Annotated in this window: 24 protein-coding genes; 12 read left to right on the top strand and 12 right to left on the bottom strand. The window is 49.5% G+C overall.

Annotated elements, in window-relative coordinates:
* The first annotated feature begins 61 nt into the window (after positions 1-61).
* The 4 genes from ampD to galU all read left to right on the top strand — a co-directional run bounded on the left by ampD (position 62) and on the right by galU (position 5,671).
* Positions 62-628 carry a 1,6-anhydro-N-acetylmuramyl-L-alanine amidase AmpD gene (ampD, locus tag ACTHS8_RS03970; protein WP_440373040.1) on the top strand — a complete coding sequence of 189 codons (567 nt, stop codon included), beginning with the start codon at positions 62-64 and terminating at the stop codon, positions 626-628.
* A 175-nt stretch (positions 629-803) separates the two neighbouring features.
* On the top strand, positions 804-2,072 hold the full coding sequence (locus tag ACTHS8_RS03975) for a cell division protein ZipA C-terminal FtsZ-binding domain-containing protein (protein ID WP_440373041.1): 1,269 nt from the start codon (positions 804-806) through the stop codon (positions 2,070-2,072).
* Between the two features lie 140 nt (positions 2,073-2,212).
* Positions 2,213-4,681 carry an NAD-dependent DNA ligase LigA gene (ligA, locus tag ACTHS8_RS03980; RefSeq protein WP_440373042.1) on the top strand — a complete coding sequence of 823 codons (2,469 nt, stop codon included), beginning with the start codon at positions 2,213-2,215 and terminating at the stop codon, positions 4,679-4,681.
* A gap of 126 nt (positions 4,682-4,807) precedes the next feature.
* Positions 4,808-5,671: a UTP--glucose-1-phosphate uridylyltransferase GalU gene (galU, locus tag ACTHS8_RS03985; protein WP_440373043.1), complete on the top strand. Its 864-nt coding sequence runs from the start codon at positions 4,808-4,810 to the stop codon at positions 5,669-5,671.
* Between the two features lie 54 nt (positions 5,672-5,725).
* On the opposite strand, the gene ACTHS8_RS03990 is transcribed toward galU, so the two are convergent.
* Positions 5,726-7,222: a TrkH family potassium uptake protein gene (locus ACTHS8_RS03990; RefSeq protein WP_440373044.1), complete on the bottom strand. Its 1,497-nt coding sequence runs from the start codon at positions 7,220-7,222 to the stop codon at positions 5,726-5,728.
* A 172-nt stretch (positions 7,223-7,394) separates the two neighbouring features.
* Between ACTHS8_RS03990 and ACTHS8_RS03995 the strand changes: the two genes are divergently transcribed.
* The 3 genes from ACTHS8_RS03995 (at position 7,395) to ACTHS8_RS04005 (ending at position 8,444) form a co-directional block, all read left to right on the top strand.
* Positions 7,395-7,670, top strand: coding sequence for a type B 50S ribosomal protein L31 (locus tag ACTHS8_RS03995; protein WP_004464264.1), 276 nt, complete (start codon positions 7,395-7,397; stop codon positions 7,668-7,670).
* The gene (gene ykgO / locus ACTHS8_RS04000; protein ID WP_107769292.1) at positions 7,670-7,795 is read left to right on the top strand and encodes a type B 50S ribosomal protein L36; all 126 of its coding nucleotides are present in this window, start codon (positions 7,670-7,672) and stop codon (positions 7,793-7,795) included. Before ACTHS8_RS03995 ends, ykgO begins: the two co-directional genes overlap by 1 nt.
* Positions 7,796-8,036: 241 nt before the next feature.
* Positions 8,037-8,444 (top strand): MliC family protein, encoded by a 408-nt coding sequence (locus ACTHS8_RS04005; protein WP_254346858.1) that lies wholly within the window; start codon positions 8,037-8,039, stop codon positions 8,442-8,444.
* 46 nt (positions 8,445-8,490) lie between these two features.
* Here the strand turns inward: ACTHS8_RS04005 and ACTHS8_RS04010 are convergent, their stop codons facing one another.
* The 4 genes from ACTHS8_RS04010 to ACTHS8_RS04025 all read right to left on the bottom strand — a co-directional run bounded on the left by ACTHS8_RS04010 (position 8,491) and on the right by ACTHS8_RS04025 (position 13,652).
* Entirely contained in the window at positions 8,491-8,625 is a 135-nt protein-coding gene (locus tag ACTHS8_RS04010) for a hypothetical protein (RefSeq protein ID WP_350223300.1), read from the bottom strand.
* A gap of 656 nt (positions 8,626-9,281) precedes the next feature.
* Entirely contained in the window at positions 9,282-12,074 is a 2,793-nt protein-coding gene (ileS, locus tag ACTHS8_RS04015) for an isoleucine--tRNA ligase (RefSeq protein ID WP_440373045.1), read from the bottom strand.
* A 138-nt stretch (positions 12,075-12,212) separates the two neighbouring features.
* On the bottom strand, positions 12,213-13,139 hold the full coding sequence (ribF, locus tag ACTHS8_RS04020; protein ID WP_440373046.1) for a bifunctional riboflavin kinase/FAD synthetase: 927 nt from the start codon (positions 13,137-13,139) through the stop codon (positions 12,213-12,215).
* A 123-nt stretch (positions 13,140-13,262) separates the two neighbouring features.
* Positions 13,263-13,652, bottom strand: coding sequence for a hypothetical protein (locus ACTHS8_RS04025; RefSeq protein ID WP_049351446.1), 390 nt, complete (start codon positions 13,650-13,652; stop codon positions 13,263-13,265).
* A gap of 161 nt (positions 13,653-13,813) precedes the next feature.
* Between ACTHS8_RS04025 and ACTHS8_RS04030 the strand changes: the two genes are divergently transcribed.
* The 4 genes from ACTHS8_RS04030 (at position 13,814) to dapC (ending at position 18,410) form a co-directional block, all read left to right on the top strand.
* Positions 13,814-14,689 carry a YoaK family protein gene (locus ACTHS8_RS04030; protein WP_440373047.1) on the top strand — a complete coding sequence of 292 codons (876 nt, stop codon included), beginning with the start codon at positions 13,814-13,816 and terminating at the stop codon, positions 14,687-14,689.
* Between the two features lie 218 nt (positions 14,690-14,907).
* A complete protein-coding gene (locus tag ACTHS8_RS04035) occupies positions 14,908-15,588 on the top strand; it encodes an OmpA family protein (RefSeq protein WP_070749195.1) in 681 nt (226 codons plus the stop codon).
* 339 nt (positions 15,589-15,927) lie between these two features.
* Positions 15,928-17,100 (top strand): NAD(P)H-dependent flavin oxidoreductase, encoded by a 1,173-nt coding sequence (locus tag ACTHS8_RS04040; RefSeq protein WP_137040981.1) that lies wholly within the window; start codon positions 15,928-15,930, stop codon positions 17,098-17,100.
* A 122-nt stretch (positions 17,101-17,222) separates the two neighbouring features.
* Positions 17,223-18,410 (top strand): succinyldiaminopimelate transaminase, encoded by a 1,188-nt coding sequence (gene dapC / locus ACTHS8_RS04045; RefSeq protein WP_440373048.1) that lies wholly within the window; start codon positions 17,223-17,225, stop codon positions 18,408-18,410.
* Between the two features lie 57 nt (positions 18,411-18,467).
* On the opposite strand, the gene ACTHS8_RS04050 is transcribed toward dapC, so the two are convergent.
* From ACTHS8_RS04050 to ACTHS8_RS04080, 7 genes are all read right to left on the bottom strand, one after another.
* Positions 18,468-18,638, bottom strand: coding sequence for a rubredoxin (locus ACTHS8_RS04050; protein WP_049328628.1), 171 nt, complete (start codon positions 18,636-18,638; stop codon positions 18,468-18,470).
* An 84-nt stretch (positions 18,639-18,722) separates the two neighbouring features.
* On the bottom strand, positions 18,723-19,814 hold the full coding sequence (locus ACTHS8_RS04055; RefSeq protein ID WP_440373049.1) for an acyl-CoA dehydrogenase family protein: 1,092 nt from the start codon (positions 19,812-19,814) through the stop codon (positions 18,723-18,725).
* A 125-nt stretch (positions 19,815-19,939) separates the two neighbouring features.
* The gene (locus ACTHS8_RS04060) at positions 19,940-20,488 is read right to left on the bottom strand and encodes a carboxymuconolactone decarboxylase family protein (protein WP_003685141.1); all 549 of its coding nucleotides are present in this window, start codon (positions 20,486-20,488) and stop codon (positions 19,940-19,942) included.
* Between the two features lie 149 nt (positions 20,489-20,637).
* Complete coding sequence (locus ACTHS8_RS04065; protein WP_003684921.1) at positions 20,638-21,060, bottom strand: YidB family protein; 423 nt, start codon at positions 21,058-21,060, stop codon at positions 20,638-20,640.
* Between the two features lie 162 nt (positions 21,061-21,222).
* On the bottom strand, positions 21,223-21,678 hold the full coding sequence (ruvX, locus tag ACTHS8_RS04070; RefSeq protein WP_003680463.1) for a Holliday junction resolvase RuvX: 456 nt from the start codon (positions 21,676-21,678) through the stop codon (positions 21,223-21,225).
* Entirely contained in the window at positions 21,671-22,219 is a 549-nt protein-coding gene (locus ACTHS8_RS04075) for a YqgE/AlgH family protein (RefSeq protein WP_283121366.1), read from the bottom strand. Before ACTHS8_RS04075 ends, ruvX begins: the two co-directional genes overlap by 8 nt.
* Before the next feature lie 28 nt (positions 22,220-22,247).
* A complete protein-coding gene (locus tag ACTHS8_RS04080) occupies positions 22,248-22,793 on the bottom strand; it encodes a CreA family protein (protein WP_440373050.1) in 546 nt (181 codons plus the stop codon).
* Positions 22,794-22,967: 174 nt separating this feature from the next.
* Between ACTHS8_RS04080 and ACTHS8_RS04085 the strand changes: the two genes are divergently transcribed.
* The gene (locus ACTHS8_RS04085; protein ID WP_440373051.1) at positions 22,968-24,884 is read left to right on the top strand and encodes a peptidoglycan DD-metalloendopeptidase family protein; all 1,917 of its coding nucleotides are present in this window, start codon (positions 22,968-22,970) and stop codon (positions 24,882-24,884) included.
* Positions 24,885-25,005: the final 121 nt, after the last annotated feature.

Here is a 25,005-nt window from a genome sequence, read left to right on the forward strand (position 1 = left end):
GCATTAAGCCTGCCACCTTCCCCAACGTATGTTTTCCTATCCCGAAAGGCCGTCTGAAACCATGAATTCCCCTTCCAAAAACATTTGGCAAAACGGCCGTTGGCTGAATGCACGCCAAACTCATTCCCCCAATTTCAGCCCGCGCGAACCGGATGAAAACGTCTCATTGGTTGTCCTCCACAATATTTCCCTTCCTCCTTTTGAGTACAACACAGGGGCAGTGGAAAAATTGTTTACCAACCAAATCAACCCTGACGAGCATCCTTTCTTCAGCATCATCCATACCTTGCGCGTCTCCAGTCATTTTTTCATCAGCCGTAAAGGCGAAACCGTCCAATTCGTTTCCTGCGACGACATGGCCTATCATGCCGGCGTATCGTCGTTTCAAGGCAGAGAAAAATGCAATGCCTTTTCCATCGGTATTGAATTGGAAGGCTGCGATTTCGAGCCTTTTACCGAAGCACAATACACCAGCCTGCAAGCCTTGCTGACCGCCATTTCCGAACATTACCCGATTCAGGCCGTTACCGCTCATCAGGACATCGCGCCGGACAGGAAAACCGATCCCGGACATTTCTTCGATTGGTCTCGCCTTCAAAAAGCAGGTTTCCCCATCCGGCGCGGATAACTTTCAGACGGCCTGAAATGATTGGCAGACATAATGCTGTCACAACCGTTTATTTTCGTTATAATTCAGCTATTCATTCGGACGCATAAAGTCCGGCTCCAACGAACTTCCCGCGCAGCAAGATTCCGCACCCTGAAAAAGACGGAATGCTGCCTTTTTAAAAAGTGATTACTCCATGATTTTCATCGTCTTAGCCCTCGCCGCTCTTTTGGCGGTCATCGGTTACAACATGTACCAGGAAAACCAATACCGCAAACAAGTGCGCGAACAATTCGGCCATTCCGATAAGGATGCACTTTTGACCAGTAAAACCAAACATGTCCGCGACAGCAAAGAAACCGGCGGTCAAGGTTTGTTTATCAAGAAAAACAAAAAAAACGAAGAGGCATTGCGCAACCTGCAAGAGCAAGATGAAATCTACGCGGCAAAAGCCAAACTGGCCCACCCTGCCCAACTTAAAACCGATATCGAGCTGACTGTGGAAGACGACTTCTCCGCAGAAGAAAAAGTTCAACACACCGTTATCGGCTTGAACAACGAAATTACCGTAAGCCCTGCCGAAGCCGCTTCTGCTCCAGTAGAAACCGCTGCCGAGCCTGTGGCACAAGTACCATTGATCAGCTTGGACGAATTGTCCCAAGTCGAGTTGCCTTGGTTTGACCCGCGCTTCGACTACATGGCCTACATCTCCCTGAAACAAGCCCAAGAATTGCACGCACTGCCGCGTCTTTCCTCTACCCACCGCTTCCAAATCATCGGTTGCACCATGGACGACCATTTCCGTGTTGCAGAGCCGATTCCGGGCGTTTACTACCAAGGTTTCGTCATGGGCCTTCAGGCTGTCAGCCGCAACGGTTTGGCCGCGCGTGAAGAGCTGCAACACTTCGACCAACAGGTTGATGCTTTTGCCCAACTGATGAACGGCAAAGTTTTGCATACCGACTTGGATGCGTTCACCGAAGTCGCACAAGCTCTCGACCAATTCTGTGCGCGTGTTGACCAAACCATCGCCATTCACTTGGTTTCCCATTCCAACATCAGCGGCGTAGAATTGCGTGCCGCCGTGGAAGAGACCGGTTTCAAATTGGGCGAAGACGGCGCGTTCCACTTCGGTGACAACAACAACCCTCAACTGTTCTCCATCCATACTTTGGACAACAAACCGTTTACCAATCCTCTGTTGGACAACCAAGCCTACCGCGGTTTCAGCATGCTTTTGGATATTCCGCATGTTCCTGCCGGCGAAAAAACTTTCGACAAATTTATGGACTTGGCAGTCAAACTCTCCGGCCAACTCAGCTTGGATTTGGTTAACGACCAAATGGAAGAAGTTTCCACCCAATGGCTTAAAGACGTACGCAACTACGTTTTGGCCCGTCAGGAAGAAATGCTTAAAGTCGGCATCAAACCCGGCAGTAAACAAGCCCTGCGCCTGTTCTCTTAAACTTCCCTAATCAAAAAGCGGATATGCAATGACGGCATATCCGCTTTTTTTCAGGTAAAATCCCTTCGTCTTCAATATTCATCGATTTTCAGACGGCCTTTCTACCATCAGGCCGTCTGAAAACTCTATTTCGATTACTCATGAATCCGACCGCACAACGTATCAAATACCTGACCGACCTCCTCAACCGCTACGCCTACGAATATTACACCCTAGACGCGCCCAGCGTACCCGATGCCGAATACGATAAATTGTTCCGCGAGCTTGAAGCATTGGAGTTGAATCACCCTGAGTTGAAACTGCCCGACAGCCCAACCCAGCGCGTCGGCGGCGAGCCTTTGGCGGGCTTTGCCGAAGTGCGCCACGAAGTGCCTATGTTGTCACTGACCAACGCCTTTTCGCCACAAGACGAAAACGGCGTGTTTGACCATGCCGAAATGTACGCTTTCGATGAGCGCGTTCGTGGCGGATTAAACGGCGAAAAACCGGAATACGTTATCGAGCCTAAATTTGACGGTCTAGCCATCAGCCTGCTGTACCGCGACGGCGTATTGATTCAAGCGGCAACCCGTGGCGACGGCACAACAGGCGAAGACGTTACCCAAAACGTCAAAACCGTATCCAATATCCCCCTGCGCCTGCATGGAGAAAACATTCCCGAGCTTATCGAAATACGCGGCGAAGTACTGATGCTCAAAGCCGATTTTGCCGCCTTGAACGAACGACAGGCTGAAAACGGACAAAAACCTTTCGCCAATCCACGCAATGCCGCCGCCGGTAGTCTGCGTCAACTCGATTCGCGCATTACGGCACAGCGCAAACTGCATTTCTTCCCCTATTCCATCGCCCGACAGCAAGGCGGTTTTATCGCAGAAGAACACCTGCAAGAGCTGGGCTACTGTAAAGAGCTTGGCTTCAGCCTGCCCGATAGTAATTTCGGCTGTTTCCCAAATATCGACGAAGTATTGGCGTTTTACGAAAAAATGCAGCAAAAACGCCCTACTTTACCCTACGAAATTGACGGCATGGTGGTCAAAGTCAACAGTCTGGCACAACAAGAAAAACTGGGTTTCATCTCACGCGCGCCACGTTGGGCCATTGCCCACAAATTTCCTGCCGAAGAAGCATTGACCATTGTCGAAGCCATTGATGTACAAATCGGGCGTACCGGCGCAGTAACCCCGGTTGCCCGCCTGCAACCTGTATTTGTCGGCGGCGTTACCGTTACCAACGCCACCCTGCACAATCAGGACGAAGTATCGCGCAAAGACGTGCGCGTTGGCGATACCGTCGTCGTGCGCCGCGCCGGAGACGTGATTCCCGAGATAGTACGCGTGATTTTTGAACGCCGCCCAATGCAGGAGACCAAAATTGCTGTTTCAGACGGCCTGCAAGACGATTTGTTTGCTGAAACACCTTCTAAAACGCAAGCCGAACCGCTTCACAAACCCTACCGCCTGCCTACCCATTGCCCTATCTGCCGCAGCGAAATCGAACGCGAAGAAGGCGAAGCAGTTGCCCGGTGTAGCGGCGGTATGCTTTGCCAAGCACAACGCGCGCAAGGTTTAATCCACTTCGCCTCTCGCAAAGCCATGGACATCGACGGACTTGGACAAAAACAAATCGAGCAGCTGGTAGCGCAAGATTTGGTTCGTCATTTCGCCGACCTCTACCGTCTCGATATTCCAACCTTACAGAAAATGAAAGAAACGGCGGATAAAGCATCGGCCAATGAGGAAGAACCATCAAACAGTGAGATTGAAAACTTTGAAGGCGAGACCGACAATACTCTGCTTGCCAAAAACATTAAAAAACAGCCGACCAAATGGGCGGAAAACATCCTTGCAGGCATAGAAGCCAGCAAAACGCCCGAACTTGCCCGCTTCCTTTTTGCCCTCGGCATCCGTCACGTTGGCGAACGCACCGCCAAAACGCTGGCACAGGCATTCGGCACACTGGAAAACGTCCGCCATGCACCCGAACCCATCCTCGCCTGCCTGCCCGATATCGGCACGGTGGTTGCTCGCTCCATCTCTCACTTTTTTGCCCAAGAAGCACAACAGGCGATGATAGACGAGCTGCTGACTGTAGGTGTTGCCCCGCAAAGCCAGGCTGTCACTATCCCGCCGTTGCGCCATGCTGAACCGCAACGCTGGATTGCCCGCCTGCCCGATTTTAAAATCAGCGAAACCAAAGCACTGGCCTTGTGGGAGCTTGCCGGACAAAGCATAGAGGGTTTGCAAACCGACAAAGCGTTACCTGCCGATTGGCAGACATGGCGCAGTAAACCGCAAAACGCGGCCCTGCTTGAAAATATGAAAACTTTCTTTGCTCAAACGCTGTCTAAGCTTCAAGATGAAACGATTTCAGACGGCATTAATGAGACTGTAGCAGGTAAAACCTTCGTATTAACAGGGACTTTACCCACACTCAAACGCGACCAAGCCCAAGCTATGATTGAGGCTGCAGGCGGTAAAGTTTCCGGCAGCGTATCCAAAAAAACCGACTACGTTGTCGCCGGAGAAGCCGCAGGCAGTAAATTGGAAAAAGCCCAAGCTTTGGGCGTGGCCGTATTGAGCGAAGAAGAATTACTGTCGTTGCTGGGATAAGACAGTATCCATGACCAATTCTCCTTTTCAAACCGCCTGATACTTTATCATGTGGTATTATTATTACATACGACTACATCTTTACATTTTTTGGGTATAAACCCACAGTTAAAATAGGATAATAATATGAAACCCATTAAAAAATGCGTCTTTCCCGTTGCCGGTATGGGTACCCGTTTCTTGCCTGCGACCAAAGCCAGCCCCAAAGAAATGCTGCCTATTGTGGACAAACCTCTGATTCAATATGCAGTTGAAGAAGCGGTTGAAGCCGGCTGTACCGAAATGGTGTTCATCACCGGCCGTAACAAACGCAGTATCGAAGACCACTTCGACAAAGCATACGAGTTGGAAACCGAATTGGAATTGCGTCAAAAAGACAAGCTGTTAGCACACGTTCGCGATATCCTGCCTCCGAACATTACCTGCTTGTACATCCGTCAAACTGAAGCATTGGGTTTGGGGCATGCCGTGCTATGCGCTCAAGCTGCTGTTGGCGATGAACCTTTCGCCGTTATTTTGGCAGATGATTTGATTGATGCGCCTAAAGGTGCATTAAAACAAATGGTTGACGTGTATAACCAAAGCGGTAACAGCGTTTTAGGCGTTGAAACCGTTGATCCTTCCCAAACAGGCTCTTACGGTATCGTTGAAGTTGAAAAACTGAAAAGCTATCAACGTATCATCAACATTGTTGAAAAACCCAAACCGGAAGAAGCGCCTTCCAACCTCGCCGTTGTCGGTCGCTACATCCTGACTCCGCGTATTTTTGACTTGTTGACCAACCTGCCCCGCGGCGCCGGTAACGAAATCCAACTGACAGACGGTATCGCCCGCCTGCTCGACCATGAGTTTGTGTTGGCTCATGCGTTTGATGGCAAACGCTACGACTGCGGCAGCAAATTGGGTTACCTTGAAGCAACCGTGGCTTATGGTTTGAAACACCCTGAAACTGGCGAACAATTTAAAGAATTGCTCAAGCAATATGCTTAAGCCCTGCCATTATAAAAAGGCCGTCTGAAATTTCAGACGGCCTTTTTCTCACACTTATTTCTTCCAATATGCTGGAGTAAACAAAATTAGAACGGTAAAAATCTCCAAACGTCCCAACAACATCACCGCCGTACACAGCCACTTCTGTACATCGCTCAGCGCGGCGTAATTATGCGACGGACCAACTGCCCCCAAACCCGGCCCTGCATTGGTAATACAGGCAATGACTGCCGTAAAGGCGGATAAAAAGTCCAAGCCTGCCGCCATTAGTAAAAAGCTGAATACGATGACCGTCATAAAATAAATAAAGATGAACGACATGACAGTCAGCGCCATGCGATCCGGAATGGAGCGGTTGTTGACCTTTACCGTACGAACTGCACGAGGGTGCAGCAAAATCAACATTTCGCGCAAGCTGAATTTGAACAACACCAACGCACGCACATTTTTAATACCGCCACCCATAGAGCCTGAACTTGCCAATACGTTCGACAGGAAAAACATCCACAACGACACAATCAGCGGCCATTGGGCAAAGTCAGTATTGGAAAAACCGCTTGCCAATCCGATGGACACAAAGTTGAAGCTGACAAAGCGCAAAGCTTCGCCAAGGCTTTGATAAACGTCCTGCTGCCATAAATACAATGCCGAAATCAAAATACTGCCCGACAAAACCAGCAACATGGTGCGGCATTCTTCATCTTTCCAATACACCTGCAAAGAGCGGTTGCCCAATGCAGTAAAGTGGCTGGCAAAATTGATACCGCCCCAGACGGTAAAAAACATCAACGTCCATTCGACCGCTACGGAATCAAAATAAGCAATGCTGTCATCATGCGTCGAAAAACCGCCCAAAGCCACAGCCGACATCGCATGGCACAAGGCATCAAACCAGTCCATGCCGGCAATATGTAAGGACACAAAGGCGGCAGCAGTTGCCAGCGCATAGGCAAACCACAATCGTTTGGCCACTTGTGAAATGCGGGGAGCCATCTTGCTTTCCTTATCCATACCTGGAATTTCCGCTTTGAAAAGCTGCGTCCCCCCCACGCCCAACATCGGCAAAATCGCTACAGCCAGCACGATAATACCCATACCGCCAAGCCAGTTGAGCATGTGCCGCCAAAAATTTACCGACGGATCCAGCGTATCCAAGCCGGAAATCACTGTTGCCCCCGTTGTCGTCAGCCCCGACATCGCTTCAAAAAACGCATCGGTGAAACTCATGGACGGCATATAAAAATAAATCGGCATCGCCGCCACGACGGCAAAGCCCAGCCACAGCATCAATACCAGGGTAAATCCGTCACGCGGCCGCAACTCGCGGTTGAAACGCAAAGTCAGCACCCAAGTAACGCACGACACCAACAATACCGTCAAAGCCGTATAGGCAAACACGATAAACGCGCTGTCGTGATAAAAATACGACATCAGTGTCGGCACTGCCAACAGCAGTGAAAACAACAGCCCCAGCTTGGACAATACATGGATAATCGGCATAACCTTGCTTACCGCACCACCCAATCTGAAACCCTTATACAAATACATCATATCCCTATCATCAGAAAACAAAATATTCAGACGGCCTCATGAAAAAAAGCCGTCTGAAACAGCATATTTTATCAAAATGCCGCAACCCCGTGATAAAGAAAAACCAAAAAACACTTGCCTGCTCTTTTTCTAGGAGTATAATGTTATACCATAACACTCACTGGAGAAAGAAATGAAACCCGATATCCACCCAGACAACTATCGTACCGTCCTGTTTTACGACAGCGGTGCAGACCAAGGATGGCTCATCCGTTCATGTGCCAATACCCACGGAAAAACCATGGTTTGGAAAGACGGAGTAGAGTATCCCCTCTTCTCTCTTGATACCTCTTCCGCGTCCCACCCCGTATACACAGGCAAACAACGCAATGTCAATGTTGAAGGCCGCGCCAGCAAATTCAACCAACGTTACCAATCCATGATGTCTTCTTTCAGAAAGGATAAATGATGCAAGTCCTCTCATCCCTGAAAACTGCAAAAAAACGACACCGCGGCTGCCAAATTGTCCGCCGAAAAGGCAAAGTGTACGTCATTTGCAAGAGCAATCCACGTTTTAAAGCACGCCAGCGTTAAGCTGTCCTACCCTTCTTTCAATGTAACTCTCTGAATTTTCCGCACTTTCGTTTACCTCTAGCGCAAGTGCGGCTTTTTTTCAAACGGCATTAATCATTCATATCAAAACTACAAAGAATCCTGCCATACTCCCGAAAACAGGAAGAAAAAGTAAATAATGGTTATCCCTATTGTGAAGCCATAAAGATATTTATAACATGCCGCTACATTCTTCCTTCAACACTGACCATAGGAGTCAAAAATGAAAGTAAAAGCCCTGCTTGCAATTGCCGCCGCCATGAGCCTCGCTGCCTGTGCCGCACCTGAAGCCCATCGCCATGACCATGGTCAACGTCATGAGCACAATCATGCACACGAACATGGCCACCAACATCATGACATGCACAACCATGGCCGTGTTCAATCATTCAGCTGCGAAAACGGCCTGTCTGTACAAGTCCGCAACCTGAGCACCAACCAAGTTGAACTGCGTTTGGACGACAAAGTTGCCACCCTGTCTTCTGCCGTTGCAGGTTCAGGCGAACGCTATGTTGCCAACCAAGGCCTGTTCGGCAAAGGCGCTGAATGGCATCAAAAAGGCAGCGAAGCATTCTTCGGCTTCACTGACCCATACGGCAACAAAGTAGAAACTTCTTGCTCTGCCCGCTAATTTCTACTTACTAATAAAATAGCTAAAGGCCGTCTGAAACAAGTTTTCAGACGGCCTTTAATTTTATGGCTGGTCGGGCTTGGATCCTTGTTGGTTGATTTTTATCAGTTCCCGTACCCAATTGACTGTTGCGGTACTTTCCCAAGAGGTGAACTTTGCCGTGGGAGAGTTGTTCGTGCATACACCTTCAAACAATAATCCGTTTAAAGCCAGCTTGGCGGTAACTTCTGGTTTGAAATGGGCATATTTTCTAGATTTCTTTGCATAGACAATATAATTTTCCCCTTCATCCAAAATATCGAATGTTACGATAGGTATGGCATTTTTCTTAAGTTCTCTTTTCCGATGTTCAATATATTTGAGGCTTTCCGATAACCGCTGTTCGTTTGAAAGTTTTGTCAAAGAAGGATTGAGTAGCTCCATACTCACTAAAAAACATGTTTTTTCAACCAAGCCCTGGTGACATTCTTTCGTAGAGTAGCGTCCGCTTCCCCTTGTATAGCATGATGGTTCGGGATAAATATAATATGCCCTCGCAACCTTTGCTACTTGCTGAATCTTGTCGAAAAATGTTTTTGCTTCTTGAAATTCTTTTTTTTCAAAATCAATCGGTACGCCGTTTTGAGGGGTAATCACGTTAATCAGAATATTGTGCACTCGGATTGTTTCCTGTAACGGTTCAACCGGTTGCTGTTGCTGATTATTGCAGGCAGACAATAAGCTTATAGTGAAAAGCAGTATCCTTTTTTTCATCTTCATCTCCATTTTTGTCAAACAAAGGCCGTCTGAAAACCTATTTCCAAAGTTTTCAGACGGCCTTTATCTTAGACCAAACAATTAAGCGTAATGTCTGTCTTCGCCTTTACCGTCAACGTTGTCGGCACAACGTTTACAGATAGTTTCATGGCCTGCAATTGCACCCACATCGTGGGTATAGTGCCAACAGCGTTCGCATTTTTCACCATCGCTGGCTTTAGCGGTTACAGCAAGTTCATCACCTACTTTCACTTCTGCTTTAGACACCAGCAAAGCAAAACGCAATTCTTCGCCCAAAGTGTTCAGATAATCGGCAATTTCTTCCGGAGCCGTAATTTCAGCTTCGGCTTGCAATGAAGAGCCGACGGTTTTATCCGTACGCAGAGGCTCGATGGCGGCAGTTACTGCTTCGCGTGCTTCGCGGATTGCCGTCCATTTTTTCACCAATTCGGCTTCGGCTTTTTCATTGATTGGTGGGAACTCATGCCATGTGTGGAAAAGGACGCTGTCTTCTTCGCCACCACCAATGATGTCCCATGCTTCCTCACCGGTAAAGCACAAAATCGGAGCAATCAGCAGAACCAAACTGCGTGTGATGTGATACAAGGCAGTTTGCGCGCTGCGGCGTGCATGGCTGTCTGCTTTGGTAGTGTAGAGGCGGTCTTTCAGGATATCGAGGTAGAACGCGCCCAAGTCTTCCGAGCAGAAAGAAACAATGTCTTTTACGGCAAAATGGAAGGCGTAGCGCGGATAGTAATCGCCTGCCAGATGCTCTTGCAGCTGACGTGCCAATACCACGGCGTAACGGTCGATTTCCACCATGTCTGCCTGTTGCACGGCATCTTCAATAGGATTGAAGTCGCTGAGGTTGGCAAACAGGAAGCTCAAGGTGTTGCGGATACGGCGGTAGCTTTCGGTTACGCGCTTGAGGATTTCTTTGGAAATCGCCAATTCGCCGCTGTAATCGGTAGATGCCGCCCACAGACGCAGGATGTCCGCGCCGAATTCGTTATAAACTTCTTGCGGCGCGACGACGTTGCCGATGGATTTCGACATTTTGCGGCCGTTTTGGTCAACCACGAAACCGTGGGTCAGCAGCTGTTTGTATGGCGCGCGACCCATTGATGAGGCGCAACCGGTCAACATAGACGATTGGAACCAGCCGCGGTGTTGGTCGCTGCCTTCGAGGTATAAGTCAGCCGGCCATTCCAATTCTTCACGTTGTTTCACAACGGAATAATGGGTCGAGCCTGAGTCGAACCACACGTCCATCGTGTCGGAAAGTTTGTCATAATTTTCGCAATCTTCCGCGCTCAAAAGTTCGCTCTTATCAAGAGAGAACCACGCTTCGATGCCTTTTTCTTCGATTTTTTGGGCAACTTTTTCCAAGAACTCGGCAGAGTTCGGATGCAGCTCACCGGTTTCTTTGTGAACAAAGAAAGTCATCGGCGTGCCCCAGTAGCGTTGGCGTGAAACCACCCAGTCAGGACGGCCTTCAATCATGGCTTCCAAACGCGCACGCCCCCATGACGGGAAGAATTCGGTGTCATCAACGGCTTTAATGGCTTTATCGCGCAGGGTTTTACCGTCTTTTCCGGCCTTGTCCATACCGACAAACCATTGGCCGGTCGCACGGTAAATCAACGGCGTTTTGTGACGCCAGCAGTGTGCGTAGCTGTGTTCGATTTTGCTGCTTGCCAAGAGGTTACCGGTCTCTTCCAGCCATTGCAGAATAACGGGATTCGCTTCCCAAACGCTCATGCCGGCAACACGCGGCGTTTCGCTGATGTATTTGCCTTCGGCATTTACAGGGTTGTAAAGCTCGATACCGTATTTATTGCAGACAGCGTAGTCTTCCAGACCATGCGCAGGGGCAGTGTGTACCAAACCGGTACCGGCATCGGTGGTAACGTGGTCGCCGTTGAGCATAGGAATATCGCGTTCGAGGAACGGATGATTCATGTGCAGGTTTTCCAGCTTGTCGCCGGTGGTTTCTGCCAATACATTCAGGTCGTCTGAAGCAAAACCGTAGCGTTTGAGCGCATCTTCTGCCAAATCCTTGGCCAACACCAATTTGCCTTTAGGCGTATCAATCAGTTGATACACCACGTCTGCGCCAGCTGAAACAGCTTGGCTCGCAGGCAAAGTCCAAGGCGTAGTTGTCCAGATGACGGCAAACGCTTTGCCTTCGATACTTGCCAAACCGAATGCGGCGGCAAGCGCGGCAGTGTCTTTAAACGGATAGGCAACGTCAATCGCAGGCGATACTTTGTCTTTATATTCCACTTCGGCTTCGGCCAATGAAGAGCCGCAGTCCAAGCAGAATTGAACCGGTTTCGCGCCGCGGTAGAGATAGCCGGATTTGTAGATTTCGCCAAGCATACGCACGGTATCGGCTTCGGTTTTGAAATCCATGGTCAGGTAAGGATTGTCCCAGTCGCCCAACACGCCCAAACGGATAAAGTCTTTTTTCTGGCGGGCAATCTGTTCGGCGGCGTACTCGCGGCACAATTCGCGGAAACGGGCTTTAGGCATGTCTTTGCCGTGCAGTTTTTCTACCATCACTTCGATAGGCAAACCGTGGCAGTCCCAACCCGGTACATAAGGCGCGTCAAAACCGGCTTGGGTTTTGCTGCGGATAATGATGTCTTTGAGAATTTTATTGACGGCATGACCGATGTGGATGTCGCCGTTGGCATACGGAGGACCGTCGTGCAGAATGAATTTCGGACGGCCTTTGGCGATTTCGCGCAGTTTTTGGTAGCGTTTTTGCTCGTACCAGCTTTTCAGCCATGCAGGCTCGCGCTTGGCAAGATTGCCGCGCATTGGAAACGGGCTCTCGAGCAGGTTTACGGTTTTACTGTAATCAGTCATTTTTTAATCTCTATTGTTGCGGTATTTCGGTTTCAGACGGCCTGATTGCTCATTTTGAAAAGAACAGGCCGTCTGAAAAAATTCAAAGGACTTATTGTAGCCCAATTATCTTGATTTTATAAGCTTCTAGAAGCGTTTCTATGCTTCCCAAACCCTCGCATCTTCCATATCTTGCAAAATTTGGGTTTTCAATGCTTTGATACTCTCAAATTTTTTCTCGTCACGCAGTTTGTGCAGGAAGCGGACGAAGATACGTTGGCCGTACAAATCGCCGTTGAAATCGAACAGATGGACTTCCAACTTTTGCGAGCGGTTGTTGCTGACAGTGGGGTTAAAACCAAAGCTGGCAACGCCTCGGCGCGTACCGAATGTGCCGTCTGCTTCAACGACAAATACGCCGCTTAAAGCATAATGATACGGAGGAAGCTGGACATTGGCGGTAGGCGCGTTGATGGTGCGACCGAGTTTTTGCCCGTGTTTGACCTTTCCGCTTAAAACGTAATCATGGCCCAACAATCTTTTAGCGTATTCCAACTTGCCGTCTGAAAGGGCTTGGCGGACGGCGGTACTGCTGGTACGGATGTCTTCAACGATAACGGACGGCGTGCGCTCGGTTTGCATATCGGGCTGCTGTGCCAAAAGTTCAAAACAACCTTCACGACCGGCACCGAAACGGAAATCGTCGCCAATCAACAGATAACGCGTGTTGAGCGTTTGGCGCAAAAGTTGGTCGATAAACGCTTGTGCGCTCATATCGGAGAAAGCTTGGTTAAAACGCAAGACCCAAACGGCATCCACACAGCCGGTTTCACGCAAAAGGCGCAATTTGGTACGCAGCGGGCTGATGCGGTAAGGCAGCTTTTTCCCGGCTTTGCGCGCAAAAAATTCTTTGGGCTGAGGCTCAAAAACAACAACGACAACAGGCAGACCGCGCTGGTCTGCCTCTCGTTTGAGTTTTTGTAGAATGTGTTTGTGCCCGAGGTGTACGCCGTCGAAGTTGCCGATGGTTACGGCGGCTCCTTGCGGAAATTTGGGCGCGTGTCGCTGTCCAAGCCAGATGTTCATGGGTGGTGGGTATTGTGTTTGAATAGGCGGCTATTGTAAACGTTATTGCCGTTTCAATAAACCTTAGGCCGTCTGAAACCAATAAATATATGCTTTCAGACGGCCCTAAAATTTGTTAATACCTTACCACCACCAAGGATAACGGCCAAACGGATAGCCCCAATCATCGTAATAGCGATAGTAGCGGGCTTCGCGCAGCTGTTCTTGGGAAATATAGTTTTGCCATGCCATTTTGTAGCAGGCCTGGAACATCGGATCGGAAACTTTGTCGATATATTTGAGGCGGAAGGCTTTTTGTTCCGCGGTTGCAGCACCAGGTTTGCCTTCTTCGTCAAATTTGCGGCGGATCAGCGCGGCAGTTTCTTGGTCGCATTGAGCGGCAAGATTGACTTGAAGATCCTGCTCATAGCGTTTCTGCGCTTGGGCGCGTGCGGCTTTTTGCTCAGGCGTGGTGGCACAGGCGGCAAGCAATGCGGCAGCACCAATCAATAAGGTCAGGCGGATAGGATTCATCAGATGTTTCCTTATACTCATGTATGGCTATTAATGTACGCCCTCATCTTGCAATGGGCAAGTGTGGCAACTTGGGAACACTTTATATTATTTGTTCTTGGTAGCAGGCAGTTGCATATAAAATACACCCAGTATAAACGCTCGACCCAATCCTCAAATCAATGAACGACGACAAACGGCCTCACTCTTACCGACCGCGCCACCACAGGCAACACACGCCGCCGTTTTGGCAGGCAGACCGTCCGTACCTGCACGAACACAATATTTCCGATGCCCGTTTCAGACGGCTGGGTTACATCATGGCCTTTCTTGCCGGTGCGATTAATGCCGGCGGTTACTTCGCATTCTCACGTTATACCTCCCACGTTACCGGCTCAATGTCGCTGTTGGCAGATGTTTTGTATCTTCAAGAGTGGAGTGTGGCCATTATTGCCACAATCAGCGTGTTGTGTTTTGTTGCCGGAGCCGCGCATTCGGGCTGGGTGATTTTGTGGACGCAGCAAATGCGTTTCCGTGGCAGCTTTGGATTTTCCATGTGGCTGGAAGCAGTTTATCTGTTGATATTCGGTTGGTTCGGTATTGCCGCGATGGAATGGGATTTTGGCGGCTCTGATTTTATTATGCCGTCTTTGGCATTGTTTTTATTGTGTTTTATTATGGGTATGCACAATACGGTTATCACACTTCTTTCCGGCGGCGCCATCCGCTCCACCCACATGACCGGTACGGCGACCGACTTGGGCATTGAAATTTCACGCGCGCTTTATTATTCCAAACAACATCATCCGCGCCTGCCGCACGTCCGCGTCAACAAACCGAAAATGTGGCTTTTAAGCGGCTTGATGCTGTCGTTTTTACTGGGCGGCATCGTTGGCGTATGGGGTTATCATTTGGTCGGCCATCATTTCGCCCTGCCCGTTTCCGCCGTTTTGTTCATACTGGGCGCAGGCTCGGTGGGATATGATGTCAAAGTCAGATTGAAATGGGCATTTGTCAGCTGGTATCGCCGTAAAAAGAAAAAACGGAAGAAATCGTAAAGAAACCTGCTTTTCATCTGGCGGTAAAACGGCCAAACGGTCAGAAAAATGCAGAAATGTTTCAGTATTATGTTAACTGGCAAATATTTGCGTAATATCGGGTTAAACCCATTCTTTTGCGTTTCGGATATTCGGTATCATTAATTCGTAATGACCCACGCGGTTTTTATTCATTTTTTTCAGACGGCCCGTGCCGTCATCTAAAAAGAGGATACGACATGAAATTCTTGAAACCCCTGACCGTTATTGCTACTGCCATTCCTTTGGCACTTACCGGCTGTGTGACCGATCCTGCTACCGGTCAACAATCCGCCAGCAAAACCGCTATGTACGGCTTGGGCGGTGCGGCTGTTTGCGGCATCGTTGGTGCGCTGACCCACGGTGGTAAAGGCGCGCGCAACTCCGCATTGGCTTGTGGTGCAGTAGGTGCCGGTATCGGCGGTTACATGGACTACCAAGAGAAAAAACTGCGTCAAAGCCTGGCCAACACCAACATCGAAGTTGAACGTCAAGGCAACCAAATCAAACTGGTTATGCCTGAAAACGTAACCTTCGCCACCGGCAGCGCTGCCCTGAGCGGTCAAGCTCAAAGCGCCTTGTCTGCCGCCGCGCAAACTTTGGTTCAATATCCTGACACCACTTTGACCATTAACGGCCACACAGACAACACCGGTAACGATGCCATCAACGAGCCATTGTCTCGCAACCGCGCCGAATCCGTTGCCACCTTCCTGCAATCCCGCGGCGTAAGCAGCACCCGTTTGAGCACTTTCGGTTACGGCTCCCGTCAACCCATCGCCTCCAACGCTACTGTTGAAGGCCGCGCACAAAACCGCCGCGTTGAAATCTTGATCAACCCCGACCAACGCGCCATTGACGCCGCTAAAAAACAAATGTAATCCGACATCTGTCTGATTCCCATACTTAAGGCCGTCTGAAATTTCAGACGGCCTTTTTCTTTGTAGATTTTGTTTGCAATTTCTCCTCCTCAATCCAATCCACCATAAAATTTATTCCTTTATTAACAAGACTTTTCAATTTTTCCTTCAAAAAACTGTATTAATACTCTAATTTTTACACTAACTTAGAGTATAATTCCTAAAATTTTAAAAACACGCCTCATGCCGTCTGAAAAACGGCGGCGAAAAACACACTTATTTATATACACATCAGTCCGTTATCCAATCTATTTCATAGGATTTCAGACGGCATCATCCAGAATCTATGAAGGAGCATCCATGCAAAACAACTTTGACCCATTGATTATCCGTGGCAAATCACTGATTCCCGTCGTACAAGGCGGTATGGGTGTAGGCGTTTCCGCATCAAAACTCTCCAGCGCGGTTGCACGCGAAAACGGTGTAGGTACCATCGCCAGCGTCGATTTGCGCCACTTGCACGAAGATTTGCTGGCCGAATCAAAAATCGATTCCAGCGAAGAAAAATACACCCGCCTCAACTGTATCGCGCTTGACCGTGAAATCAAAAAAGCCAAAGCCGATTCAGAAGGCAAAGGCATGATCGCCGTCAACGTCATGAAAGCCGTCAAAGACCATGCCGCCTACGTTCGTCAGGCCTGCGAATCCGGTGCAGACGCGATTGTGATGGGTGCAGGTTTGCCTTTGGATCTACCGGAAATGGCCGAGGGCTACCACAAAGATGTCGCCCTTTTCCCTATTTTGTCCGAATCACGCGGTATCAACATCGTTTTGAAACGTTGGATGAAAAAAGGCATCTTGCCCGATGCCATCGTTATCGAACATCCTGCCCACGCAGCCGGCCATTTGGGCGCGGCGACCGTTGACGGCGTGAACGATGCCAAATTCGAGTTCAAACGCGTTATTGAAGAAACGTTTGAAGTATTCAAAAACTTGGGCTTGGAAAGCGAAAAAATCCCATTGATACTCGCTGGTGGCATGGCAAACTTTGAAAAAGTCAAAACAGCATTGAAAAACTGGGGCGCGTCCGCCGTCCAAATCGGTACCGCGTTTGCCGTGACCGAAGAAGGCGATGCCCACATCAACTTCAAGAAAACGCTAACCGGTGCGGAAACCGAACAAGTGGTTGAATTCATGTCTGTTGCCGGTTTGCCTGCTCGCGGAGTGCGCACCAAATTCCTCGACAGCTACATCAAACGTGAAGCCAAATTGCAAGCCAATGCCAAAAACGATCCGCGCCGTTGCACCCAAGGCCTGAACTGCCTGACCAGCTGCGGCTTGCGCGACGGTTTGGCCAAAGCCGGCCAATTCTGTATCGACATCCAACTTTCCGCAGCATTCCGCGGCGAAGTCGATAAAGGCCTGTTTTTCCGAGGCAAAGACCCGCTGCCGTTTGGCAACGCCATCCGTACGGTTCAAGAAACCATTCATTATCTCTTGAACGGTTCCCTGCCCGCCGTCCCTGCCAAATAAACGCATCAACACTCAAAAGGCCGTCTGAAAAACATTTAAACCCTGTTTTCAGACGGCCTTTTTGTCCTAACCCATCTAAAAAATGCTAAGATTGTTGCCTGAATTTATCCGGCTGAAACATCATGAACCCATTATTGAACCATCTCAAACCCTATCCTTTCGCCCGCCTGCGTGAAGCCATGCAAGGCATTGATGCACCCGAAGGCATGACGCCCATTCATCTGCAAATCGGCGAGCCGAAACACCCGACGCCCAAAGTCATCACCGACGCGCTGACCGCCTCCCTGCACGAACTGGAAAAATATCCGCTGACCGCAGGCCTGCCCGAACTGCGCCAAGCCTGCGCCGAATGGGTTGCCCGCCGTTATGATGGTTTGAGCCTCAATCCCGACAATGAAATCCTGCCCGTATTGGGCAGCCGGGAAGCTTTGTTCTCTTTTATCCAAACCATTTTAAATCCGGCTTCAGACGGCCCCAAACCGGTCGTTATCAGCCCCAACCCGTTCTATCAAATTTATGAAGGCGCGACTATTTTGGGCGGCGGCGAAATCCATTTTGCTAACTGTCCGGAGCCCAGCTTCAACCCCGATTGGAGCAGCCTGCCCGAAGACGTATGGCAGCGCACCAAAGTCCTGATCGTCTGCTCGCCCAACAACCCGAGCGGCAGCGTCCTGCAACTAGAAGACTGGAAAGAAATTTTTGATTTGCAAGACAAATACGGCTTCGTTATCGCCTCTGACGAATGCTATTCCGAAATCTATTTTGACGGCAACAAACCGATCGGTGGCCTGCAGGCTGCGGCGCAATTAGGACGCGGTACACGCAACATTATTATGTTCACCAGCCTGTCCAAACGCTCCAACGTCCCCGGTTTGCGTTCCGGCTTTGTCGCAGGCGATTCCGAGTTACTCAAAAACTTCCTGCTCTACCGTACCTACCACGGCAGCGCGATGAGCATTCCCGTCCAACGCGCCAGCATTGCCGCTTGGAACGATGAAGAACACGTTATTGACAACCGCCGCCTCTACCAAGAAAAATTCGACCGCGTCATCCCTATTTTGCAACAGGCATTCGATGTCAAACTGCCTGACGCGTCGTTCTACATTTGGCTGAAAGTTCCCGATGGCGACGACTTGGCATTTACGCGCAACCTGTGGCAGAAAGCCGCTATCCAAGTGTTGCCCGGCCGCTTCCTCGCCCGCGATACCGAACAAGGCAATCCGGGCGAAGGCTACGTCCGCATCGCTTTGGTTGCCGACGTGGAAAGCTGTGTCAAAGCGGCTGAAACCATTGTTTCGCTCTACCGCTGACGATTAGGCAAACAAAGGCCGTCTGAAATTTCAGACGGCCTTTTTAAATCAACCAAGTTATATCGCGAAATCCAACAGATAAAAATCTTCTTTACCTACGCCGCACTCAGGGCATTTCCAGTCGTCGGGAATATCCTCAAACTTGGTTCCGGCAGGCAGGCCGTGCTCGGGGTCGCCAAGGTCTTCGTCGTAAATCCAGCCGCAAGGGCCGCACATATATTGAGCCATTTTGTGTTCCTTCTATTTTAAAAGGCCGTCTGAAACCGTATTTTCAGACGGCCTTTTGTGTGTTTTATTGTTGATATTTTGAATTTATTGCGCTGCTTCCAAAGCGGCGATTTCTTTACGCAGGTGTTTGATGGCCGGTGTTACGATGGCGACGAACATGGCCTCCCGGACGCGGCGTTGCGCCGGACTGCGCATCAGATAACCTTTCGCGCCTGCATGCAATGCGGCAGATTGAGTGGCGTTCAGAGCCAACACAGCAGCTGCTTCACGCAGTTTTAAGGTTGCCAGCGTATCAGGTTTGTTGTTCCACGCATCATCTGCAAGGCGTTCGGTTTCCGCCCATGCGCCGTCCAACGCGGCTTTCAAATCATCGTAACTGTGGTCGAGATAAGCGTTCACTTCCGCGTTCACTACATTGGCCATGCGGATAATGCCGAGCGCACCGTCAATCACACCGGCGCCGATACCTATTTGCAGCAAGATAAAACCGGCTTTAATGGTCGGGATATAAGACTGGAACTGCTCAGGCGAAGCAATCACATCTTCATCGGGAATAAACACGTCTTTAAAATTCAGGCTGTAAGTGCGCGTGCCTTCCAAACCGCAAAACTCAGGGCAATCTTGCAGGGTAACGCCTTCCCATTGGCCGCCGGTGATAAACATCACATAGCTGTCGCCGACTTGGGCGGTATTCGCCCAAATATGGTCTTCGCCGATATTGGATACCCAAGGCAAAGCGCCGTTGACTTTGTAGCCGCCCTCAACGCGCTCGGCTTGTAGGTTGTGTTTTTCAATGCCGGCAAGGTGTTTGACGGTATTGGACATACCCGTACCTGCCAAAACTTTGCCCTGCAGAATATCGGCCAAATATTTGTCTTTGACCGCTTGGTTGGGGGATTGATGCAGATACCACGCGCAAGCTGCCTGACACCATGCGCTGAACGAAGTCGCGCCGCATTCTTTACCGATTTCGCGCAATACGGCGATTTGCGTTGCCAAACCCAAACCGTTACCGCCTTCTTCAACCGTACCGGTCGCGGCAAAACCACCGATTTTGCCCAATTCCAGCATAAATTCTTTCGGGTACAGGCCTTTGCGGTCGATGTCGTCTACCAATGGTTTTAATTTGCTTTTAACGAGTTCGGCCACATTGTTCAGTAAAGCTTCGCGTGTCATGATTTTTTCCTCTGAATAAGGTTTGAAGCGTAGATGGTTCTACTCATGAATTATTCTTGGCAACAAGGATATCCCTTGCTTTTTGCTAAAAGGCCGTCTGAATTTTCAGACGGCCTTTGATGAGATTAGGCAAATGCCTGCAATTCAGGGTTGATCTCGGTTTTGGCAAGGTTGTTGACGTAGTTGCACAAGGTTGCCAAAGCAACACCCATAACTACTTCAACGGCTTGCTGTTGGTTGTAGCCTGCATCGAAGAAAGCTTTCAGCTCGTCGTCGGATACCGCGCCTTTTTTCGCCATAACGGCTTGGGTAAATGTCGCCAAAGCACCCAGTTTGGCATCGTCAAACTCGCCTGCAGCCAATGCGCGTGCGGCTTTGATGGATTGTTCGGACAGCAGTTTTTTCAGGGTTGCCAGTTTGGTGTGGCCGGCAACGCAGAAACCGCATTCGTTGGTACGGGCGGCGATGATTTGAACAACTTCAACTTCTCCGTCAGTCAGGCTGTTGGCCGCATTCAGCTTGCCAACTTCTTGATAAAACGCCAAAGCTTCAGGCGCATTGGCCAAAACGCCGATCAGGTTAGGAATAAAGCCGTTGTTTTTCAATACGGCTTCAATGCGTGGTTTAGCAGCTTCAGGAGCGGTTTCAACTGTGTGTATGGTCAAGCGGGACATGTGTATAACCTTCTTATTTGGTGAAATGAAGTGCCCATCATAAGCCATCCGCCTCCATCAGAAAAAGACTTATTGGTTATTTACCGCGAACCAAAAGTTATAAGGCCGTCTGAACGGATTCAAACGGCCTTATCAAATGATTCAACTCATTATTTCATAAAGTTTTTCAGCAGCATAGAAGCGATGTCGTCCAAGCCGAAGCCATCCGCATCTTGAGCCGTGCCGTTAGGCGTGGCTTTATCGACCAAGTCAGGCAATACTTTTGCCAACAAATCGCCTGCTTGACCGGCATCCACGCCGAATTTTTGCGCGATTTGGTTTACCGTATCGCTGCCCAACGCATTTTGCAGGTCGCTGCCGGACACAGGCAGGTTGCTGGATTGGTTGGAAACCCAGCTGCTCAGGGCATCGCCTAAACCGCCTTGTTGCAGTTGGTTGATCAGGTTGCCCACGCCGCCTTGCTGTTTCACCAAATCCATCGCCATATCGGTCAGAGAACCTTGTGCGCCGTTTTCGCTGTTGCCCCCCAACATTTGAGTAGCCGCATTCAAAAGATTGTCCATGAGTGCCATGACTTTTTCCTTGTATTTGTGTCTAAAAAAAGAAAACGGAGTGTAGCAAAATTTACGCTGAAAAAATCAGGCTTAACCAAACTAAACTTCTTTTATCCCAAAACCGTAACAAAACAAAGGCCGTCTGAAACCCGGTTTCAGACGGCCTAATAATCAATCACGCTATTCTTCGCGACCATTGAAATACTCGGCCGCACCACCTTCAAAAAACCCTTGCAAAATTGCCTGCGCCGCCACTTGGTCAAGTACGGATTTTTGTTTTCGGCCAAACACTTGGGCTTCAGCAAGCAAGCTTTCCGCGTATAGGGAAGACATCCTTTCGTCCACCCAATAAACCGGCAAGTTAAAACGCCCGTGCAAACGGCGGCCAAACTTGCGGCTCAAACGGGTCAGCTCATGCTCCGTCCCGTCGGTATGCGTCGGCAGACCGACCACAAAATACTTGGGTTGCCATTCTTTGACCAGCTTGGCAATGGCCTCGAATTTTTCATCATTGCTGTTGCCGGTTACTGTCGCCAGCGGATGGGTCATGCCCAACTCGGCATCCCCCTGCGCCACGCCGATACGCGCCTCGCCGAAATCAAAGGCCAAAACCGTGCCTTTTGGTGCATCAGGCATGGCCGACTCCCGAAATCAAGGCGTTCGGATTGACGCCCAATTTTTCAAAAGCGGCGGCATAACGGAGTTCGTAAGGCACATCAAACAGAATATGCTCATCCGCGGGAACGGTCAGCCAAACATTTTCTGCCAGTTCGCGCTCTAACTGCCCTTTACCCCATTTCGAATAACCAATGCTGATCAAAGCCTTGTCCACCGCACCTTCTTTAGACAAGTTTTCAATCACATCGCGCGAAGAAGTCAGCGCCACGTTATCGGTTACCACCATACTGTTTTGCCAGCGGCCGATCGGCGTATGCACGACATAGCCGCGCTCAATCTGAACCGGCCCGCCCATCATCACGTTTTCATGTTGCAGGCGCAACGGGATATTGCGGTCGGCGGCGGCGAAAATCATATCCATGGTAATCGGCGAAGGTTTGTTGATGATGATGCCCAGCGCACCTTCTTCATCGTGTTCGCACACATAAATGACCGTATCCGTAAAAAACGGATCGTCCATATGAGGCATGGCAATCAGGAAATGGTTGGCTAAATTCATATTCTTTTAATCTATTAAGCTGATTTTATTATTTTTGTCCGTCGGCAACCGGCGCGTCCACCACGCACGCACCGTAAACCGCGCCGCCTGCCGGTACCGGCGTATCGGTTTTCGCATGGGCAAAACACGATATCGCGCTCAAAGAGTTTTTCGGAGAGCCTTGAACGATTTTATCGCTGTACACCAAATAAGCAAAAGACTTACGTTTCGGGTCGTAATAGCGGATAATCTGCTGGCTCTTAAATGCTATGCTGGCGCTGCGTTTGAACACTTGTCGCGGTTTCAAAACCGCAGCCTCGTTATAACGGATGACTTCCGCACTTTGCACGCAGGAAACCGATGCGTCGCTGGCATCTTCTTCCAGATTGACCGTTTCTTTCAAACCGCCTTTTTTCGCGTACGAAATATAACAGGCAACCCCCTGCACATCAGGATCGTCAAAACCTTCCACTTCAATACGGTCGTTTTTACCCAGCATATGAAACACTGTACTGGCGCGTCCGATTTTATCGGTATTGTCACCGCAAGCCGCCAAAACCATGGCGCCCAACACTACTAATAAATATTTTTTCATAATATCCTGTCGATGCAGACTGTCAGTTTCCAGGCAGACTTAAATCACGTCCGCCTACTCTATCGTTACTATATAAGACCGTTCGTCCATATTGCAACCCGATATTATTTTCAGACGGCCTGACAGACAGTATAATCCGTCCTATTGTTCCTACTTTGATAGCAAGATCGAACCATGCGTTACAAACCCCTCATTCTCGCCCTGTTGCTCAGTTTCTCCCTGCCAACCTATGCTGCCAAAGACGCGCCGAAAGAAAAAGCGGCCGCCGTCAAAAAGGCTGCGCCCGTGAAAAAAGAAAAAGAAGCCGCTAAGGCAGATGTAAAAAAAGAAACCTTAAAAAAACAAGCGGTAAAAGAAAAAGAGGAAGACAAAAAAGCGGTTAAAGCCAAAGCCTCCAAAGAGAAGGAAACCGCCGACAAAAACGAACGCGCTTCAGCCAAAAACAAAACGGCTAAAGCCGCCGAAGTAGCTGCTGACAATAAAAAGGCCAGCCGTAAAACCGAAGAGCCTAAAGAAACAGCAAAAGACAAAAAAGCCGCAGCCGCAAAATCCGGCAAAGCCAAAGAACAAGACAAGAAACCTGTTGAAGATAAAAAAGACAGCAAAGCCAAAGAACCCGTAAAAAAAGCAGACACGAAGGAAACCAAAGCCAAAGAGCCTGCTAAAAAAGCGGCCGAAGATAAAAAAGACGGCAAAAAAACCAAAGAGCCCGTAAAAAAAGCAGCCGAAGACAAAAAGGCCGACGCTAAAGAAGCCAAAGAGACTGCGAACAAAGCTGTTGAAGACAAAAAAGACGCTAAAAAAGACACAAAAGCCAAAGAGCAAAACAAAAAAGCCGAGCCTAAAGTTGAGCCTAAAGCCGCTTCTTCAGCCGAAAACGATTTCAAAGCAGCCGTAACTGCCGCCGCCAACGATATGGAAACCAAGAAATCCTTTGCAAAACGCAACGAGGGTTTCATTATCCATGTCAATGCCACGCTCAAACAGCTGCAACAAACACGCAATAACCTCTCCGGCATCAACCGCAAACAACGCGACGCATGGGAAAAATTCCAAAAACTCAATGCTGATGCCAACCAGTTGAAAGCCGAAGTTTCCAACACGCGCGCCCAAATTTCGCGTTTTGTGTCCGGCAACTATAAAAACAGCCAGCCCAACGCGGTCGCCCTCTTCCTGAAAAACGCCGATGCCGGCCAAAAAACCCGCTTCCTGCGTTACACGCGTTATATCAACAACGCCAACGACCAAGTCATGAGAGACTTGGAAAAACAACAGAAAGAGCTGGCAGCGCAAGAGCAAAAAATCAACAATGAATTGACTTACCTGAAAAAACTGCAAGCCAATATCCAAGCTTCGTTGCGTCAACAAGGTGTAACCAATACTGCCGAACAAGCCGAAAGCCGCCGTCAAAACGCGCAAATGGCCAAAGAAGCGCAAAAGAAAATCAACCACAGAGAAAACGAGCAACGCCTCAACAATCTCTTGAAAGATTTGGAAAAACGCAAAGCCGAGCAACGCAAAGCTGAAGCCGAAGTGCGTAAAAAAGCCGCCGAAGCCCGTTTGGCCGCCGCTGAAAAAGCCCGCAAAGAGCAGGCTGCCGCCCAACAAAAAGCCGAAGCCGAACGCGCCGCCATGTCCACGCTGACTGACGAAGACATGAAACTGCAAGCTCCCAACACCCAAGGCTTTACCATCAGCAATGCCAACAGCTTCAGCCGTATGCAAGGCCGTCTGAAAAAACCGGTCAACGGCACATTGGCAGGCCTGTTCGGTCAAGACCGCGGCGATGGCGAAGTTTGGAAAGGCGTGTTCTACAATACCGTTCCTGCTCCGGTCAGCAGCATTGCCTCAGGCACGGTTACTTTTGCCGGCGAACTTGAAGGCTACGGCAAAGTGGTCGTCCTCGACCACGGCGACGGCTATGTCAGCATTTACTCCGGCCTGAACGAAATCGACACTGCCCAAAACTACGCCGTCAATGCCGGCAGCAAGATTGGCACCAGCGGCACTTTGCCGTCGGGCGAAACCGGCCTTTACCTTGAAGTCCGCTACAACGGACAAGTCATGAATCCACTTTCCTGGATTAACTGATGCTTCAGACGGCCTGAGTGAGTTTTCCCCTTTCAGGCCGTCTGAATTTCATCATAAACTACAATAAAACACGATTTTCACGCCTGTTCAGCACATTAAACAACAAACTTTTACCTTAAAC

Origin of the sequence: Neisseria sp. P0016.S008 (assembly GCF_051957775.1) — a bacterium.
Classification (GTDB): domain Bacteria; phylum Pseudomonadota; class Gammaproteobacteria; order Burkholderiales; family Neisseriaceae; genus Neisseria; species Neisseria flavescens_B.

Bases quoted from the DNA above. Each gene is read 5' to 3' on its own strand.
- ampD (WP_440373040.1), top strand. From the start codon at position 62: ATGAATTCCCCTTCCAAAAACATTTGGCAAAACGGCCGTTGGCTGAAT.
- ACTHS8_RS03975 (WP_440373041.1), top strand. From the start codon at position 804: ATGATTTTCATCGTCTTAGCCCTCGCCGCTCTTTTGGCGGTCATCGGT.
- ligA (WP_440373042.1), top strand. From the start codon at position 2,213: ATGAATCCGACCGCACAACGTATCAAATACCTGACCGACCTCCTCAAC.
- galU (WP_440373043.1), top strand. From the start codon at position 4,808: ATGAAACCCATTAAAAAATGCGTCTTTCCCGTTGCCGGTATGGGTACC.
- ACTHS8_RS03990 (WP_440373044.1), bottom strand. From the start codon at position 7,222: ATGATGTATTTGTATAAGGGTTTCAGATTGGGTGGTGCGGTAAGCAAG.
- ACTHS8_RS03995 (WP_004464264.1), top strand. From the start codon at position 7,395: ATGAAACCCGATATCCACCCAGACAACTATCGTACCGTCCTGTTTTAC.
- ykgO (WP_107769292.1), top strand. From the start codon at position 7,670: ATGCAAGTCCTCTCATCCCTGAAAACTGCAAAAAAACGACACCGCGGC.
- ACTHS8_RS04005 (WP_254346858.1), top strand. From the start codon at position 8,037: ATGAAAGTAAAAGCCCTGCTTGCAATTGCCGCCGCCATGAGCCTCGCT.
- ACTHS8_RS04010 (WP_350223300.1), bottom strand. From the start codon at position 8,625: ATGCACGAACAACTCTCCCACGGCAAAGTTCACCTCTTGGGAAAGTAC.
- ileS (WP_440373045.1), bottom strand. From the start codon at position 12,074: ATGACTGATTACAGTAAAACCGTAAACCTGCTCGAGAGCCCGTTTCCA.
- ribF (WP_440373046.1), bottom strand. From the start codon at position 13,139: ATGAACATCTGGCTTGGACAGCGACACGCGCCCAAATTTCCGCAAGGA.
- ACTHS8_RS04025 (WP_049351446.1), bottom strand. From the start codon at position 13,652: ATGAATCCTATCCGCCTGACCTTATTGATTGGTGCTGCCGCATTGCTT.
- ACTHS8_RS04030 (WP_440373047.1), top strand. From the start codon at position 13,814: ATGAACGACGACAAACGGCCTCACTCTTACCGACCGCGCCACCACAGG.
- ACTHS8_RS04035 (WP_070749195.1), top strand. From the start codon at position 14,908: ATGAAATTCTTGAAACCCCTGACCGTTATTGCTACTGCCATTCCTTTG.
- ACTHS8_RS04040 (WP_137040981.1), top strand. From the start codon at position 15,928: ATGCAAAACAACTTTGACCCATTGATTATCCGTGGCAAATCACTGATT.
- dapC (WP_440373048.1), top strand. From the start codon at position 17,223: ATGAACCCATTATTGAACCATCTCAAACCCTATCCTTTCGCCCGCCTG.
- ACTHS8_RS04050 (WP_049328628.1), bottom strand. From the start codon at position 18,638: ATGGCTCAATATATGTGCGGCCCTTGCGGCTGGATTTACGACGAAGAC.
- ACTHS8_RS04055 (WP_440373049.1), bottom strand. From the start codon at position 19,814: ATGACACGCGAAGCTTTACTGAACAATGTGGCCGAACTCGTTAAAAGC.
- ACTHS8_RS04060 (WP_003685141.1), bottom strand. From the start codon at position 20,488: ATGTCCCGCTTGACCATACACACAGTTGAAACCGCTCCTGAAGCTGCT.
- ACTHS8_RS04065 (WP_003684921.1), bottom strand. From the start codon at position 21,060: ATGGCACTCATGGACAATCTTTTGAATGCGGCTACTCAAATGTTGGGG.
- ruvX (WP_003680463.1), bottom strand. From the start codon at position 21,678: ATGCCTGATGCACCAAAAGGCACGGTTTTGGCCTTTGATTTCGGCGAG.
- ACTHS8_RS04075 (WP_283121366.1), bottom strand. From the start codon at position 22,219: ATGAATTTAGCCAACCATTTCCTGATTGCCATGCCTCATATGGACGAT.
- ACTHS8_RS04080 (WP_440373050.1), bottom strand. From the start codon at position 22,793: ATGAAAAAATATTTATTAGTAGTGTTGGGCGCCATGGTTTTGGCGGCT.
- ACTHS8_RS04085 (WP_440373051.1), top strand. From the start codon at position 22,968: ATGCGTTACAAACCCCTCATTCTCGCCCTGTTGCTCAGTTTCTCCCTG.